Annotated in this window: 17 protein-coding genes; 11 read left to right on the top strand and 6 right to left on the bottom strand. The window is 71.8% G+C overall.

All coding sequences use genetic code 11. The annotated features are described in order from the left end of the window. Nucleotides 1–28 precede the first annotated feature (28 nt). The 5 genes from ACIO1C_RS09765 to ACIO1C_RS09745 all read left to right on the top strand — a co-directional run bounded on the left by ACIO1C_RS09765 (nucleotide 29) and on the right by ACIO1C_RS09745 (nucleotide 4,276). A complete protein-coding gene (locus ACIO1C_RS09765; protein ID WP_401860438.1) occupies nucleotides 29–478 on the top strand; it encodes an SRPBCC family protein in 450 nt (149 codons plus the stop codon). A 5-nt stretch (nucleotides 479–483) separates the two neighbouring features. Beyond that, complete coding sequence (locus tag ACIO1C_RS09760; protein WP_401860436.1) at nucleotides 484–1,710, top strand: ArsA family ATPase; 1,227 nt, start codon at nucleotides 484–486, stop codon at nucleotides 1,708–1,710. A gap of 103 nt (nucleotides 1,711–1,813) precedes the next feature. Then, the gene (locus tag ACIO1C_RS09755; protein ID WP_401860434.1) at nucleotides 1,814–2,359 is read left to right on the top strand and encodes a DUF5304 domain-containing protein; all 546 of its coding nucleotides are present in this window, start codon (nucleotides 1,814–1,816) and stop codon (nucleotides 2,357–2,359) included. Between the two features lie 66 nt (nucleotides 2,360–2,425). Beyond that, a complete protein-coding gene (locus tag ACIO1C_RS09750; RefSeq protein WP_161306803.1) occupies nucleotides 2,426–3,367 on the top strand; it encodes an ROK family glucokinase in 942 nt (313 codons plus the stop codon). Between the two features lie 153 nt (nucleotides 3,368–3,520). Continuing rightward, nucleotides 3,521–4,276 (top strand): endonuclease/exonuclease/phosphatase family protein, encoded by a 756-nt coding sequence (locus ACIO1C_RS09745; protein WP_401860432.1) that lies wholly within the window; start codon nucleotides 3,521–3,523, stop codon nucleotides 4,274–4,276. A gap of 76 nt (nucleotides 4,277–4,352) precedes the next feature. On the opposite strand, the gene ACIO1C_RS09740 is transcribed toward ACIO1C_RS09745, so the two are convergent. Beyond that, entirely contained in the window at nucleotides 4,353–4,988 is a 636-nt protein-coding gene (locus ACIO1C_RS09740; RefSeq protein ID WP_401860429.1) for a hypothetical protein, read from the bottom strand. After that, nucleotides 4,981–5,760 carry an alpha/beta hydrolase gene (locus ACIO1C_RS09735; protein WP_401860426.1) on the bottom strand — a complete coding sequence of 260 codons (780 nt, stop codon included), beginning with the start codon at nucleotides 5,758–5,760 and terminating at the stop codon, nucleotides 4,981–4,983. Before ACIO1C_RS09735 ends, ACIO1C_RS09740 begins: the two co-directional genes overlap by 8 nt. Nucleotides 5,761–5,908: 148 nt before the next feature. Here ACIO1C_RS09735 and ACIO1C_RS09730 point away from each other — a divergent pair, with 148 nt between their 5' ends. Genes ACIO1C_RS09730 through ACIO1C_RS09720 form a run of 3 tightly spaced genes read left to right on the top strand, consistent with a single transcriptional unit; the run spans nucleotide 5,909 to nucleotide 8,547 of the window. Beyond that, nucleotides 5,909–6,622 carry a lysophospholipid acyltransferase family protein gene (locus ACIO1C_RS09730; RefSeq protein WP_327236989.1) on the top strand — a complete coding sequence of 238 codons (714 nt, stop codon included), beginning with the start codon at nucleotides 5,909–5,911 and terminating at the stop codon, nucleotides 6,620–6,622. A gap of 42 nt (nucleotides 6,623–6,664) precedes the next feature. Then, complete coding sequence (gene macS / locus ACIO1C_RS09725) at nucleotides 6,665–7,864, top strand: MacS family sensor histidine kinase (RefSeq protein WP_401860423.1); 1,200 nt, start codon at nucleotides 6,665–6,667, stop codon at nucleotides 7,862–7,864. 8 nt (nucleotides 7,865–7,872) lie between these two features. Then, nucleotides 7,873–8,547, top strand: a complete 675-nt coding sequence (locus tag ACIO1C_RS09720; RefSeq protein WP_401861009.1) for a response regulator — start codon at nucleotides 7,873–7,875, stop codon at nucleotides 8,545–8,547. A 94-nt stretch (nucleotides 8,548–8,641) separates the two neighbouring features. Here the strand turns inward: ACIO1C_RS09720 and ACIO1C_RS09715 are convergent, their stop codons facing one another. Next, nucleotides 8,642–10,552 (bottom strand): anthranilate synthase family protein, encoded by a 1,911-nt coding sequence (locus ACIO1C_RS09715; protein ID WP_401860420.1) that lies wholly within the window; start codon nucleotides 10,550–10,552, stop codon nucleotides 8,642–8,644. 108 nt (nucleotides 10,553–10,660) lie between these two features. Further along, nucleotides 10,661–10,717, bottom strand: a complete 57-nt coding sequence (locus ACIO1C_RS09710) for a trp operon leader peptide (RefSeq protein ID WP_401861006.1) — start codon at nucleotides 10,715–10,717, stop codon at nucleotides 10,661–10,663. Nucleotides 10,718–10,838: 121 nt separating this feature from the next. Between ACIO1C_RS09710 and ACIO1C_RS09705 the strand changes: the two genes are divergently transcribed. Next, complete coding sequence (locus tag ACIO1C_RS09705) at nucleotides 10,839–12,191, top strand: class II 3-deoxy-7-phosphoheptulonate synthase (protein WP_401860417.1); 1,353 nt, start codon at nucleotides 10,839–10,841, stop codon at nucleotides 12,189–12,191. Between the two features lie 179 nt (nucleotides 12,192–12,370). Next, nucleotides 12,371–12,616 (top strand): bacterioferritin-associated ferredoxin, encoded by a 246-nt coding sequence (locus tag ACIO1C_RS09700; protein WP_401860414.1) that lies wholly within the window; start codon nucleotides 12,371–12,373, stop codon nucleotides 12,614–12,616. Nucleotides 12,617–12,619: 3 nt separating this feature from the next. Here the strand turns inward: ACIO1C_RS09700 and bfr are convergent, their stop codons facing one another. Further along, nucleotides 12,620–13,099 carry a bacterioferritin gene (bfr, locus tag ACIO1C_RS09695; RefSeq protein ID WP_356432998.1) on the bottom strand — a complete coding sequence of 160 codons (480 nt, stop codon included), beginning with the start codon at nucleotides 13,097–13,099 and terminating at the stop codon, nucleotides 12,620–12,622. 155 nt (nucleotides 13,100–13,254) lie between these two features. Between bfr and ACIO1C_RS09690 the strand changes: the two genes are divergently transcribed. Next, on the top strand, nucleotides 13,255–13,884 hold the full coding sequence (locus ACIO1C_RS09690) for a sulfite oxidase-like oxidoreductase (RefSeq protein WP_401860411.1): 630 nt from the start codon (nucleotides 13,255–13,257) through the stop codon (nucleotides 13,882–13,884). Between the two features lie 33 nt (nucleotides 13,885–13,917). Here ACIO1C_RS09690 and ACIO1C_RS09685 read toward each other — a convergent pair whose 3' ends face one another. Further along, entirely contained in the window at nucleotides 13,918–14,772 is an 855-nt protein-coding gene (locus tag ACIO1C_RS09685) for a deoxyribonuclease IV (protein WP_401860408.1), read from the bottom strand. Nucleotides 14,773–14,775: the final 3 nt, after the last annotated feature.

The following is a 14,775-nucleotide window of genomic DNA, read 5'->3' as shown; positions in this document are numbered from 1 at the left end:
CGCGTACCCAGCACTGAGGAGCACGGCGATGGCGGAACACACCAGTTCGAGCATCACGATCGAGGCGGCACCGGCCGACGTCATGGGCGTGATCGCCGACTTCGCCCGCTACCCGGAGTGGACCGGCGAGGTGAAGGAGGCCGAGGTGCTCCAACGCGACGCCAAGGGCCGCGCCGAGCAGGTCAGACTCGTCCTGGACGCCGGTGCGATCAAGGACGACCACACCCTCGCGTACACCTGGACCGGCGAGGACGAGGTCAGCTGGACGCTTGTGAAGTCCCAGATGCTGCGCTCGCTGGACGGCTCGTACCTCCTCGCGCCCGTCGGCGCCGGTGACCGCACGGAGGTCACCTACCGGCTGACCGTCGACGTGAAGATCCCGATGCTCGGCATGATCAAGCGCAAGGCCGAGAAGGTCATCATCGACCGCGCGCTCGCCGGTTTGAAGAAGCGCGTCGAATCCGTCCCCGGAGTCTGACCCGTATGCGTACGGTCCTCGTCACCGGTCCCGGCGGCGCCGGCCGTACGACGGTCGCCGCGGCCACCGCCCAGGCCACCGCCCGGAGCGGCGGCCGCACGTTGCTCCTCTCCGCCGACCCCCTCGACACCCTGCTCGGTACGCCCCCGGGCCCCGGCCCTGCCGACCCCGCGCAGGTCGCGGACGGCCTGTGGGCCGCGCGCATCGACTCCGGTGAGCACTTCCGTACGGAACTGCTCACCCTCCAGGAACGTGTCACCCCCGCCCTCGACCTGCTCGGCGCCCGCCCGCTGCGCGAGGAGGAGCTGACCGAGCTGCCGGGCAGCGGCCAGTTCGCCCTGCTGCACGCCCTGCGCCGGGCGGCGGAAGCCGACTGGGACGTCCTCGTGGTCGACCTGCCCCCGCTGCGCGAGGCCCTCGCCACCCTCGCCCTGCCCGAACAGCTGCGCCGCTACCTGCGCCGGCTGCTGCCCCGCGAACGGCAGGCCGCGCGCGCCCTGCGCCCGATGATGGCCCAGCTCGCCGGCGTGCCCATGCCCGCCCAGTGGCTGTACGAGACGGCTGCCCACCGGGACGCCGAGCTGGCCGCCGTCCAGTCGGTGATCGAGGACCGGGGGACCACCCTGCGCATGGTCGCCGAACCGGGACCCGCCGGGGAGGAGGCCCTGCGCCTCGCCCGCGCCGGGGCCGCCCTGTACGGCCTGCCCGTCGACACGCTCGTACCGAACCGGCTGCTGCCGCGGGACTCCGCCGACCCCTGGCTGGCGACCCTGGCCGCGCAGCAGCACAAGAGCCTGGACGCGTGGCGCGGGGCGTCCGCGTCCCCCTTGCGTCCGGTGCGCCACCTGGGCCGCGACCCGCACGGCCCCGACGACCTCGCACGGCTGGACGCGGAGGCGGAGGGCGGCGGACTCGCCGTGGAACCGGACGGCCCGGACGGCCCGGACGGCCCGGACGGGGCCGGGCGCCGCGACGACCCCTGGCGGGTCGAGGACCGGCTCGCCGAGGACGGGCTGCTGGTCTGGTGCCTCCCGCTGCCCGGCGTCGCCAAGAGCGAGCTCCACCTCGTGCGCAGGGACGACGAACTTGTCCTCACCGTCGGCCCGTTCCGCCGGATCGTGCCGCTGCCCTCCGTGCTGCGCCGCTGCACGGTCGCCGGCGCGGCCCTCGCGGACGGCCTGCTGCGCGTCAGGTTCACCCCCGACGCCGCCCTGTGGCCCCGTACGAACTGAACCCCGGCACCGCCCTGTGGCCGCGTTCGAACTGAACGGCGTACCGCCGTTCGGGTACCGTCGGAGGTACACCCTTCCGCCGTCCCTGACGCAGGAGAACCCCATGAGCGATTCCACCGAGCGCCCCGCCGCCGACTCGGACGCCTGGGCCACGGCGTGCGCCGAGGACCTGGAGGCGGAGAAAGCCCGCCGCCGTGCCGTCCACGGCCGCCCGCCCGCCTCCGCCTCCGAGGAACTGCGCAAGCTGGTCGACGCGGTCACCGACAAGGTCACCTCGCTCCAGAACCCGCTCTTCGGCATGGCCGCGCAGGGCGCCGTCCAGCAGTTGATCAACCAGGCCAGGGCCGCCGTCGAACCGGTCATCGAGCGCAACCCCGGAGTCTTCGACCACCTCGCCGCCGCCGGCAACGAACTCCTCGCCGCCTACCGCGACGCGGTCGAGGGCCAGGAGAGCCGCTGGACCAAGGGCCCCGGAAGCGGGCCCGAGGTACCGCCCGCGGAGCGTACGGGCGGCGCGAAGGGGTACGGAAACGTCGAGCAGGCCTTTCCGGACGCCCCGGGTGTCACGGACGACACAAAAAGCTCCGACGACCCCACGGACCCCAGGGACGAAGGACCAGGTCCGGACGGCCGTATCGACCTGGACTGAACAGGCGGGCGCCCGCCCTCGGGTACGGTTGGCCTTAGCGGGGCACGACCGAAAACTGAGGGACTCATGGGACTCACCATCGGCGTCGACATCGGCGGCACCAAGATCGCGGCGGGCGTGGTCGACGAAGAGGGCACCATCAGGGGAATGCACAAGGTGCCCACCCCGCAGACGGCCGAAGGCATCGTCGACGCGATCTGCGCCGCCGTCTCCGGCGCGGGCGAGGGACACCAGATCGAGGCGGTCGGCATCGGCGCCGCCGGCTACGTCGACGACAAGCGCGCCACCGTCCTGTTCGCGCCGAACATCAACTGGCGGCACGAACCGCTCAAGGACAAGGTCGAACAGCGCGTCGGCCTGCCGGTCGTGGTCGAGAACGACGCGAACGCCGCCGCGTGGGGCGAGTACAGGTTCGGGGCCGGGCAGGGCCACGACGACGTCATCTGCATCACCCTCGGCACCGGCCTCGGCGGGGGCATCATCATCGGCAACAAGCTGCGCCGCGGACGCTTCGGCGTGGCGGCGGAGTTCGGGCACATCCGGGTCGTCCCCGACGGGCTGCTGTGCGGGTGCGGCAGCCAGGGCTGCTGGGAGCAGTACGCGTCCGGCCGCGCCCTGGTCCGGTACGCGCGCCAGCGCGCCAACGCGACTCCGGAGAACGCCGAGATACTGCTCGGTCTCGGGGACGGCACCGCCGAGGGCATCGAGGGCAGGCACGTCAGTGCCGCCGCCCGCGCCGGCGACCCGGTGGCCGTCGACTCCTTCCGGGAGCTGGCCCGTTGGGCGGGCGCGGGCCTGGCCGACCTGGCCTCGCTCTTCGACCCGTCCGCGTTCATCGTCGGCGGAGGCGTGTCGGACGAGGGCGAACTGGTCCTCGACCCGATCCGCAAGTCCTTCCGGCGCTGGCTGATCGGCGGCGAGTGGCGGCCCCACGCCCAGGTGCTCGCCGCCCAACTGGGCGGCGAGGCCGGGCTGGTGGGCGCCGCGGACCTGGCCAGACAGGGCTGATCCCGTACGACTGTGCCCGTCGCACCCGCCGGACAGGACCTGGCGGGGGGTGCGGCGGGCACAGCCATGTCCCCGCCGGGTGCGCGGCATGTCTCCGCCGGGCGCCGGGCGCCGGGCGCGGATCCCGTGGGTGACTCACGTAATCTGGTGACCATGGAAATGCCGCCACCGCTGCCCGACTCCCGTACCGAGCCGGACGGTTCGGCCGTGATCCGGGTCCTCAGCTACAACATCCGCTCGATGCGGGACGACCGTGAGGCGCTGGTCCGGGTGATCAAGGCCTGCGCGCCCGACCTGGTGCTGATCCAGGAGGCCCCGCTGTTCTTCCGCTGGCGCAAGCGCGCCGCCTGGCTCGCCTCCCGTACCGACCTCGTGGTGCTCGGCGGCGGCGGCACCGCGGCGGGCCCGCTGCTGCTCTGCTCGCTGCGCGCCACCGTGGAGCGGACCGAGGACGTCCTGCTGCCCCGCACCCCCGGCCTGCACCGGCGCGGGTTCGCGACGGCGGTCGTACGGTTCGGGCGGGCCAGGCTCGGGGTGCTCAGCTGCCATCTGAGCCTGGACGCCGCCGAACGCGAGGCGCAGGCGGGGATGCTGCTCGACCGCCTCGACGCGCTGGACGTCCCGCACGCGGTCGCGGGCGGCGACCTCAACGAGCCGCCGGACCGGAACGCGTTCCGGCTGCTGGCGGCCAAGCTCCAGGACTGCTGGGCGGCCACGCCCTGGGGCGCCGAGCACACCTGGGTCCGGAGCGGGCCGCCCCGGCGCATCGACGCGCTCTTCGCCACGGAGGGCGTGGAGGTGCTCGGCTGCGGGGTGCCGCGCGGCCTGCCCGGCCTCACGGACCACGACCTGCGGACGGCCACGGACCACCTGCCGGTGCTGGCGGCGGTACGCGTACCCGCGTCCTGACCCGGTGTCGGGGCCCGCGTCCTGACCCCGGGGCCAGGACGCGGCCCGAATGCCGTACGCCCTGCGGCACTACGCCTTACACCACCGCGCCGCGCCCCGGGTCGTCGTCCTCGTCGTCGCCATGGCTCATCCGCGCCACCAGCGTCGCGAAGCCGCCCAGGAAGCCGCCCACGCAGATCGTGGTGAGCCACCACGTCATGTCCCACTGGAGCAGCACGGCGACCAGCATCAGCACCGGCCCGCCCACCACCCCGAGCCAGGCGAACTTGGACGTGACGTCGGCATCCGGCAGCGGCGGCGGCTCCGGCGGGACGAAGTGCCCCTCGTCGTCCGACTCCTCCGGCGCCTCGTAGTCCCGCGGTCCCGCCACCGGGGAAGCCACCCCCGGGGCGAAGATCACCGAGCCCCCCAGCGGGGGCCTCGCCTCGTCCGTACCGCTGTCCGCCCCGCCGTCCGTGTCGCCGCCGGCTTCGTCCGCGGTCTTCTCAGCGCTGTTCTCAGATTTCTCGGCGCCCTTGTCCGGGGCCGGCTCCGGGCCGCCCCCGATGGTGTTCTTCCCGCCCTCCAGCAGGGCCAGGCCGTCCACCGACTTGAACGGCTTGGCGCCCGGGGGGTCGGCCGGCTCGTCGCCGTACCCGGCCACGATCGCCGCCCAGGCGGCGTCCTCGTCGATCGGCTGCGGCTCGCGGTCCGCGTCATGTTGCTCAGCCACCGGTGGTGCTCCCCTTCTTCCCGACAGTCGGAGCGAGCCGGCCGATGAACGCGTGACTCTCCTCGAAGATCCGCTCCGCGTCATGGTCCAACGTCGCGACGTGGTAGCTCTGTTCCAGCAAGATCTCCCGGACGTCCGTCGAGGAGACCCGGGACAGTACCCGGGCGGAGTCGGAGGGGGGCACGACATGATCCTTCGGACTGCGCAACAGCAGCATCGGCTGGGTCACCTGGGGCAGCGCCGCGTCCACCAGACGGAACAGCCTCCCCAGCGAGTAGGCGGCGTGCAGGGGCGTCCGTGTGTACCCCAGCTCCACCTTCCCGTCCTTGGCGATGTCGTTCGCCAGCCCGCCGACCGAGGGGAGCACGTGCCGGAGCACCGGCAGGGCGTACGCCGCCGCCCCGTGCATCCTCACCGCCGGATTGACGACGACGATCCCGCTGATCGCGGGCCCGTGCTTGGCGGCCAGCCGCAGCGTCAGCGCCCCGCCCATGGACAGCCCGCAGACGAAGACCTGCGCGCACCGCTCCCGCAGCTCGCGCAGCTCCCGGTCCACCTCCGCGTACCAGTCCTGCCACCGCGTGGACTGCATGTCCTGCCAGCGGGTGCCGTGCCCGGGAAGCAGCGGCACCGACACCGTCAGCCCGCGCTCCGCCAGGTACTCGCCCCAAGGGCGCATCGACTGCGGGGAACCGGTGAATCCGTGACAGAGGAGGACGCCGACCTCGCCGCCCTCGTGGTGGTACGGCTCGGCTCCAGGAAGGACCGGCACCGGGGTCTCCTGTTCGTGAGGCTCGGAAGATGTACTTCACCGTACGCGACCGGACCGACACCGACCAGGTGCGTTCGGCCCCCAGGAAGGAGAGTGCGGGACGCCCACGCGTTAAGGTCAGTCGGACAGCACACAGGAGGCATCCGAGTTGATCTACGGTGCAATGAAGTTCTCCGTCGGAGGGTCGCTGAAGCTCGCCTTCAGGCCCTGGGTGGAGGGCATCGAGAACGTTCCCGCCGAAGGGCCCGCGATCCTCGCGAGCAACCATCTCTCGTTCTCGGACTCCTTCTTCCTTCCGGCCGTGCTCGACCGCAAGGTGACCTTCATCGCGAAGGCCGAGTACTTCACCACGCCCGGCATCAAGGGCACGTTGACGGCGGCCTTCTTCAAGGGCGTCGGACAGTTGCCGGTGGACCGCTCCGGGGCGCGCGGGGCGGGTGAGGCGGCGATCAAGAGCGGCGTCGACGTCCTGGCCAAGGGCGAGCTGTTCGGCATCTACCCCGAGGGCACCCGCTCGCCCGACGGCCGGCTCTACCGGGGCAAGCCCGGCGGCCTGGCCCGGGTGGCGCTCGCCAGCGGCGCGCCGGTCATCCCGGTCGCGATGATCGACACGGAGAAGATCCAGCCGCCCGGCAAGGTGGTGCCCAAGCTGATGCGCCCGGGCATCAGGATCGGCAAGCCGCTGGACTTCAGCCGCTACCAGGGCATGGAGGGTGACCGGTTCATCCTGCGCTCGGTGACCGACGAGGTCATGTACGAAATCATGAAGCTGTCCGGTCAGGAGTACGTGGACGTCTACGCGACCGCGGCGAAGCGGCAGTTGGCCGAGGCGGCGAAGGAAAAAAGCCTGTCCGGCGAGTGACGGCGGGCGTGGCCGGGGGGCCGCGGAACGGGGGGCGGGGCCGTGGTGAAGCGTGAGCGGGTCGTACGGATGTCGGTCGAGCAGCCGCTGTGGCGGGCGCTGACCGGCTACCGGGTCCTGACCGCCGTCTACGCGATCTTTCTGTTCGTGTTCGACCGCGACAAGTTCGAACGGCCCTGGGTCGCGATCGTGTTCCTCGCGTTCCTCGCCGTCTGGACCGCCGCCACCCTGCCCCGGGTGGCGAACGCCGCGAGCTGCACCAAGCGGTTCCTGGGCGCGGATCTCACCGTCGCCGTGGTCGGCATCCTGCTCACCCCGCTCGCCGACGAGCAGGCGCAGCAGGTCGACGGCCCCACCCTGCCGACGATATGGGCGGCCGGTTCCGTCCTCGCGTTCGCGATCAAGGGCGGCTGGCGGTGGGCGGCGCTCGCCTCCACCTTCGTCGCCGCCGCCAATCTCGTCGAGCGGGCCCACCCCAGCAGGGACACGTTCCACAACGTGCTGCTCGTGTGGATCGCCTCCATCGCGATCGGCTACATCGTGGAGGTGGCCCGCGCCTCCGAACGCATCCTGGCCCGCGCCCTGGAGATCGAGGCCGCGACCCGGGAGCGCGAGCGGCTGGCCCGTGACATCCACGACAGCGTGCTCCAGGTGCTGGCGATGGTGCAGCGGCGCGGTACGGCCCTGGGCGGCGAGGCGGCCGAACTGGGCAGGATGGCGGGGGAGCAGGAGGTCGCCCTGCGGACCCTGGTCTCCAGCGGCCTCGTCCCCACGGCCCGCGGAGGAGCGGCCGGCGCGTACCCCGGCGGAGCGGCCGGCCCGGGCCCCGGCGACGCACGGGAACCGTGCGACCTGCGCTCGCTCCTCGCGCCCTACACCGGATCGAAGGTCACCTTCGCCGAGCCCGGCGCCCCGGTCCTGCTGGCGCCCGCCGCCGCGAGGGAGCTGGCCGCCGCCGTCGGCGCCGCCCTGGACAACGTGGGCCGGCACGCGGGCGCGGACGCCCGCGCCTGGATCCTGGTCGAGGACGATCCGGACGAGGTGATCGTGACCGTACGGGACGACGGCCCCGGCATCCCGGAGGGCCGGCTCGCGCAGGCCGAGGGCGAGGGCCGCCTCGGGGTCGCCCTCTCGATCCGTGGCAGGCTGCGGGACCTGGGCGGTACGGCGGAGCTGATCTCCGTCCCGGGGCAGGGCACGGAAGTCGAGTTGAGGGTTCCACGGGGGAAGGCGGAGCGATGAGCGCGGACATGACGGAGACGGCGGGACCGGTCAGGGTGATGGTCGTCGACGACCACCCGATGTGGCGCGACGCCGTCGCCAGGGACCTGGACGCGGCGGGGTTCGAGGTGATCGCCACGGCCGGGGACGGCCCGCAGGCCGTGCGCCGGGCGAAGGCCACCATCCCGCAGGTCCTCGTCCTCGACCTCAACCTGCCCGGCATGCCCGGCGTCCAGGTCTGCAAGGAACTGGTCGGCCTCCAGCCGGGCCTGCGCGTCCTGGTCCTCTCCGCCAGCGGCGAGCACGCCGACGTGCTGGAGGCGGTCAAGTCCGGCGCCACCGGCTACCTGCTCAAGTCGGCCAGTACGGAAGAGCTGGTCGACGCCGTCCGCAGGACCGCCGCCGGCGACCCGGTCTTCACGCCCGGCCTCGCCGGTCTGGTCCTCGGCGAGTACCGCAGGCTCGCCTCCGAGCCCCTGCCCGCCGCCCCGGACGAGCCGAAGGCCCCCCAGCTCACCGACCGGGAGACCGAGGTGCTGCGCCTGGTCGCCAAGGGGCTGTCGTACAAGCAGATCGCCGAGCGTCTGGTCATCTCGCACCGCACCGTGCAGAACCACGTCCAGAACACCCTGGGCAAGCTGCAACTGCACAACCGGGTCGAGCTGGTCCGGTACGCCATCGAACGCGGCCTCGACGACGTCTGAGCCGGCCCGCCGCACCGGCTTCCGGGACGGCGGGCGCGGGGCCCCGGCAGCCGGACGGATCCGGGGCCCCGCGCCCTGGGACCGGCCGGCCGCCTCACACCCGGGCGCGGGCGCCGTTCATCGCCCCGGCGAGCAACTCCCGTACGATCTCGGGCCCGTTCAGGGTCAGCACCGACTCCGGGTGGAACTGCACGGAGGCGAAGCCGGGGCCGCGCAGCGCGTGCACCTCGCCGTCCTCCGTACCGCCGTCCCCACGGCTCACCTCGATGCCGTGCGCCGCCAGTTCCGCCGCCGCCGCGTCGTCGCAGGCCGCCGTGAAGCTGTTGTAGAAGCCGACCGTCTCCGCCCGGCCGAACAGGTCGATGCCGGTCTGCGCGCCCTGGTGGGGGACCCGCTTGCGTACGGTCTCCAGACCCAGTTCGGCGGCGATCAGCTCATGGCCGAGGCAGATGCCGAGGAGCCCGTGCCGCCGGTCGCGGAGCAACTCGGCGGCCAGGCCGCGCAGCAGAGTCATCTTCGGGTCCTTCGCGTCCGCCGGATCGCCCGGACCGGGCCCCAGTACCACCGGCCCCGGGTGCGCCAGCGCCGTCGCAGGCAGGCCCGGCTCGTCGTACCGCCGTACCGTCACCTCCAGGCCCGAGGAGCGCAGCAGGTACGCGAGCATCGCGGTGAAGGTGTCCTCGCCGTCCACGACCAGCGCGTGCCCGCCCAGGGAGCCCGGCCCGGTCCGCATCTTCAGCCAGAACGGCGCGAGGTCCGCGCGCCGGGCGTCCAGCGCCGCCCGCACCCGCGGGTCGTCCGCCAGGCGCGGGCCCTCCGGCGCGGTCTGCGGCCGCCCCGGCCGTACCCCCAGCGCCGCCAGCACCCCCGCCGCCTTGGCGTGCGTCTCCGCCACCTCGCCCGCCGGGTCCGAGTGCCGTACGAGCGTGGCACCGACCGGCACCCGCAGCCCGCCGTCGCGGTCGATGTCGGCGGTGCGGATCAGGATGGGGGAGTCGAGCGTCTGCGCCCCGCCCGCGTCCCGGCCGATCAGGGCCAGCGCGCCCGCGTAGTAGCCGCGCCCGCCCACCTCGTGGCGTTCGATGACCCGGCAGGCGTTCTGCACCGGCGACCCGGTCACGGTGGCGGCGAACATCGTCTCCCTGAGCACCTCGCGCACGTCCAGCGAGGACCGGCCGCGCAACTCGTACTCGGTGTGCGCGAGATGGGCCATCTCCTTGAGCCGGGGCCCGATCACCACCCCGCCCCGGTCGCCGACGGTGCACATCATCTTCAGCTCCTCGTCCACGACCATGGACAGCTCCTCCGTCTCCTTGCGGTCGCCCAGGAAGTCGAGCAGGCCCTCCGCCGTCGGTCCCCCCGGCGGATAGCGGAACGTGCCGCTGATCGGATTCATCACGACCGTCCCGCCGCTCATCCGCACATGCACCTCCGGACTGGCTCCCACGAGCGTGCGCTCCCCGGTGTGCACGACGAAGGTCCAGTACGCGCCCCGCTCCCCGGCGAGCAGCCGCCGGAACAGGGCAAGGGCGTCGGCGCGGCCGAAGCCGGGGATCCGCCCCTCGAAGGTCCTGCGGATGACGAAGTTCGCTCCCTCGCCGCTGCCGATCTCGTCCTCCACGACCCGCCGTACGATCCGCGCGTACCGGTCGTCGTCCAGGTCGAAGGCGCCGCCCTCGACCCGTACCGCGTGCCCCGGCAGCAGGTCGAGCACCTCGTCCAGCGGCAGTTCGTACCGCTCGTCCGCGACGAGCACCGCCAGGGGCGTCCCGTCGTCCCGCACGTCGAAGCCGCGTTCCCTGATCTGCCGGAACGGCACCAGCGCGAGCGAGGGACGCTCGCCGTCCGGCAGGTCGGCGAGGCACGCGGCCTCGTGCACCGGCCCGACGAGCAGTTCCACCACGTCGTGGTCGCGGCCCGGCGTGCGGCGGCGGAGCAGGGCGAAGGGCGGGGTGTTGTCGTCCAGGAGCCGGCCGAGGAGGGTGGCGGTCGGGGTGGCGGTCATGGGCGGTGTTCCTTCCGGGTGGGGAGGAACGGCCCGCTTCCCGGGAAGACCCGGAAACACCGAAGGCCGCCCCTCGGGCGGCCTTCTCGATTCGTGTCGCGCGCTGAATCAGTGGGCCGCCGAGTGAGCGGTCCACCACCAGGTCTGCTGTGCGTGCGCGAACATGGACGGCACCCTAGCAGCTGTTGTCGCGCGCGCCCCGGAATATCAGCGCCCGGGAAGGGGGTCGCGTTCCATACTGTGAGCTTCGGCCATGGCACAGGCCGCGACCACGTAATCTGGGCGCGTGACAGTGAACGCTCAGAACCCCGCGACCCACGTGCCGACCTGGAAAGATCTTCCCGCTGCCCAGCAGCCGGAGTATCCGGACCGGGAGGCCCTGCGCCGAGTGGTGACCGAGCTGGAGTCGTATCCGCCGCTGGTCTTCGCCGGTGAGTGCGATCAGCTGCGTGCCCGGATGGCGGCTGTTGCCAAGGGTGAGGCGTTCCTGCTCCAGGGCGGTGACTGCGCGGAGGCTTTTGACGGGGTCTCCGCCGATCACATTCGTGGCAAGCTCAAGACGCTTCTTCAGATGGGTGCGATCCTCACGTACGCGGCGTCGGTGCCGGTGGTCAAGGTGGGGCGGATCGCCGGGCAGTACTCGAAGCCGCGTTCCAAGGACACCGAGACCCGGGGCGGCGTGACGCTGCCCACATACCGGGGCGACTCCGTCAACGGGTTCGCTTTCGACGAGGAGTCCCGGATCCCGGATCCGGAGCGGCTGAAGCGGATGTACAACGCGTCTGCGGCGACGCTGAACCTGGTGCGCGCCTTCACCACCGGTGGGTACGCGGACCTGCGCCAGGTGCATGCCTGGAACCAGGACTTCGTGAAGTCCTCGCCGTCGGGGCAGCGTTATGAGCAGCTGGCGCGTGAGATCGACAACGCGCTGAACTTCATGAAGGCGGCGGGGACCGACCCGGCGGAGTTCCGGACGGTCGAGTTCTACTCCTCGCACGAGGCGCTGCTGCTGGACTACGAGTCGGCGCTGACCCGCGTCGACTCCCGGACGGGGGAGCTGTACGACGTCTCGGGCCACATGGTGTGGATCGGTGAGCGCACCCGCCAGCTGGACGGCGCGCACATCGAGTTCGCCTCGAGGATCCGTAATCCCATCGGTATCAAGCTGGGTCCGACGACGACGGTGGACGACGCGCTCGCGTATGTGGACCGGCTCGACCCGGACCGGGTGCCGGGCCGGCTGACGTTCATCGTGCGGATGGGTGCGGACAAGGTCAGGGACAAGCTTCCCGAGCTGGTCCAGAAGGTCACCGCTTCCGGTGCCACGGTGGCCTGGGTGACCGACCCGATGCACGGCAACACCTTCGAGGCGGCCTCCGGCCACAAGACCCGCCGCTTCGACGACGTGCTGGACGAGGTCAAGGGCTTCTTCGAGGTGCACAAGGGCCTGGGCACGCATCCGGGTGGCATTCACGTGGAGCTGACCGGGGACGATGTGACGGAGTGCGTGGGCGGCGGGGACGAGATCTTCGTGGACGACCTGCACCAGCGCTACGAGACCGCGTGCGACCCGCGGCTCAACCGCAGCCAGTCGCTCGACCTCGCGTTCCTCGTCGCCGAGATGTACCGGGCGCAGTAGGCGGCGGTACGCGGGCGGCACGTACCGGAGCACGAACGGGGCGCGGATCGATGTGATCCGCGCCCCATCGTCCGTTCCGGGACTTTTGCGTGCGGGCGGCGACGGGTAAGGTTAGGTTTGCCTCACCGGGACGGTCGGGGTGACCGACCGCTGCCGCTGCCCCACTGTTCCCGTCGGAGGTGAACCGCGTGTACGTGTGCTCGTGCTTCGGCATTACCGAGAAGCAGGTCAAGGAACACGCGGACAGCGGCGCCTGCACCCCGCGCCAGATCGCCTCGGCCAGCAAGGCCGGCACCGACTGCGGTTCCTGCGTGCGCCGGATCCAGTCCCTCCTCGGCCGGGGAGCCGTGTGCCCCCGCCGCGAGCTGCTCACGGAACCGGTACGGGCGGAAGCCGTACGCGTCGAATCCGCGCCGGCCGCCTGAGGGTCAGCTGTCCGGCTGCTCGATGACCTGGGCGAGGTACAGCGGCTCACCGAGCTTCTCGATCAGCGCGAGCTGTGTGTCGAGATAGTCGATGTGGTGCTCCTCGTCCGCCAGGATCGACTCGAAGATCCGCTTGGACGTGTGGTCCGCCTTCTGGCGCATGACGTCGATCCCGCGCTTGAGGCGGTCGATCGCCTCCACCTCGACCTCGCGGTCCGCCTGGAACATCTCCGTGACCGTCTGCCCGACCCGGACATGGAACAGCCGCTGGTAGTTCGGCAGGCCGTCCAGGAAAAGAATCCGGTCGGTGAGCAGCTCGGCGTGCTTCATCTCGTCGAACGACTCGGCGCGCGTGTACTTCGCGAGCTTCGTCCAGCCGAAGTTCTCCTGCATCTTGGCATGCAGAAAGTACTGATTGATCGCGGTCAGTTCCGCGGTCAGCTGCTCGTTGAGGAATTCGAGGACCTCGGGGTCGCCCTGCATCGCGGCGGCTCCTTCCAGGCGGGTGACGGGCAGGAATGCGGGAATCCTCGCACTGCCACCGGGGGGCGTCCAGTAAGTGCATGCTTACTACCAGTTGCCCGAATCCGCCGAGACCTGGTCATGACCATCCCTTCCGGTCTGTCACCATGGAACGTATGGGGCAGCCGAACCGGGAACGTCAAGAGCCGGATCAGGCCGAACTTCCACCAGGTCAGCGCCTTCAGCGCGGCTGGCCGGTCACCCACTACGGCCCCGTCCCCCGCTTCCGGCCGGAACGCTGGGAATTCCGGGTCTTCGGCGCCACGCTCGACGGCGGCAAACGCTGCTGGAATCACGGGGAATTCTCCGCGCTTCCGTTCTCCACCGTGATCGGTGATCTGCACTGTGTGACGAAGTTCAGCATGGTGGGGGCCGAATGGGGCGGAGTGCCCGCCCGTACCGTCCTGGAACTGGCCCCGCCCGCCCCCGGCGTCACCCATGTGATGGTCTGGGCCGAATACGGCTTCAGTGCCAATCTGCGACTCGCCGACTTCGCCGCCGACCGTACGATTTTCGCCACCCACAAGGACGGCGAACTGCTCACGGCCGAGCACGGATTTCCGCTGCGCCTCGTCGTACCGCAGCTGTATGCGTGGAAAGGGCCCAAATGGGTCCGGGGCGTGGAATACATGACCGCCGACCGCCGCGGCTTCTGGGAGGAGCGCGGCTATCACAATGTCGGCGACCCGTGGGCGGAGCAGCGCTACTCGTACCAGGAGGGCCCGGGGGAGGGTCCGGAGCTGTAGGGCCTCTGCCGGCCGGCCCACCGGCCGAACGGCCTACTGGTCGCGGAGCTTCTTCAGCAGGGCTACGTCCGCCGCGTGCCCCTCCTTGCCGCCCGGTGTCTCGATCACCAGGGGTACGCCCTCGGTCGCCGGGTGCGTGAACAGCGCGCGGAACGGGTCCTCGCCGATGTGACCGGTCCCGATGTTCTCGTGGCGGTCCTTGTGCGCGCCCGCCACGTCCTTGGAGTCGTTGGCGTGGATCAGCTTGAGCCGCCCCGTGCCGACCGTCTCCACCAGCAGGTCCAGGGTCTGGTGCATCCCGTGCGGCCCCGTGAGATCGTGGCCCGCCGCGAAGATGTGGCAGGTGTCCAGGCAGATCCCCAGCTTGGGGTGGGAGTCCAGCGCCTCGAAGTACGGGCCGAAGTCCCACGTCCTGGAGCAGAGCGAGAACCCCTGGCCGGCGGTCGACTCCAGCAGCAGGAACGGGTCGTCGTCCTCGGTCAGCTCGTCGAGCAGCGGCAGCATCCGCTCCCGTACCTGCGCCAGCGCCACCTCGCGGGTGCGGCCGCCGGTCGCGGAGCCGGTGTGCACGACCACCCCCAGCGCGCCGATCTCCCGCGCCCGGCGCAGGCTGTGGCGCAGTGAGTCCACGGACCTGTCGGCCGTCGCCTCGGTGTGCGAGCCGAAGTTGATCAGGTACGGGGCATGGACGTAGGCGGGGATCTCCCCGGCGGCGCACTCGGCGCGGAACCGCTCGTCCTGCGCCGGGTTCCCGGGCGGGGTCGCCCAGCCGCGCGGATTGGCCGCGAAGACCTGGACGGTCTCCGCGCCCAGCTCGCGGGCGTAGGCCAGACCGGTCGTGGCGAGGCCGCCGGCCACCGGTACGTGGCCGCCGACAGGGTTGCGCATGTG

Origin of the sequence: Streptomyces sp. NPDC087420 (assembly GCF_044744165.1) — a bacterium.
Classification (GTDB): Bacteria; Actinomycetota; Actinomycetes; order Streptomycetales; family Streptomycetaceae; genus Streptomyces.
Note: the sequence above shows the minus strand (reverse complement) of the source record. Positions and strands in the feature narration are given on the sequence as shown.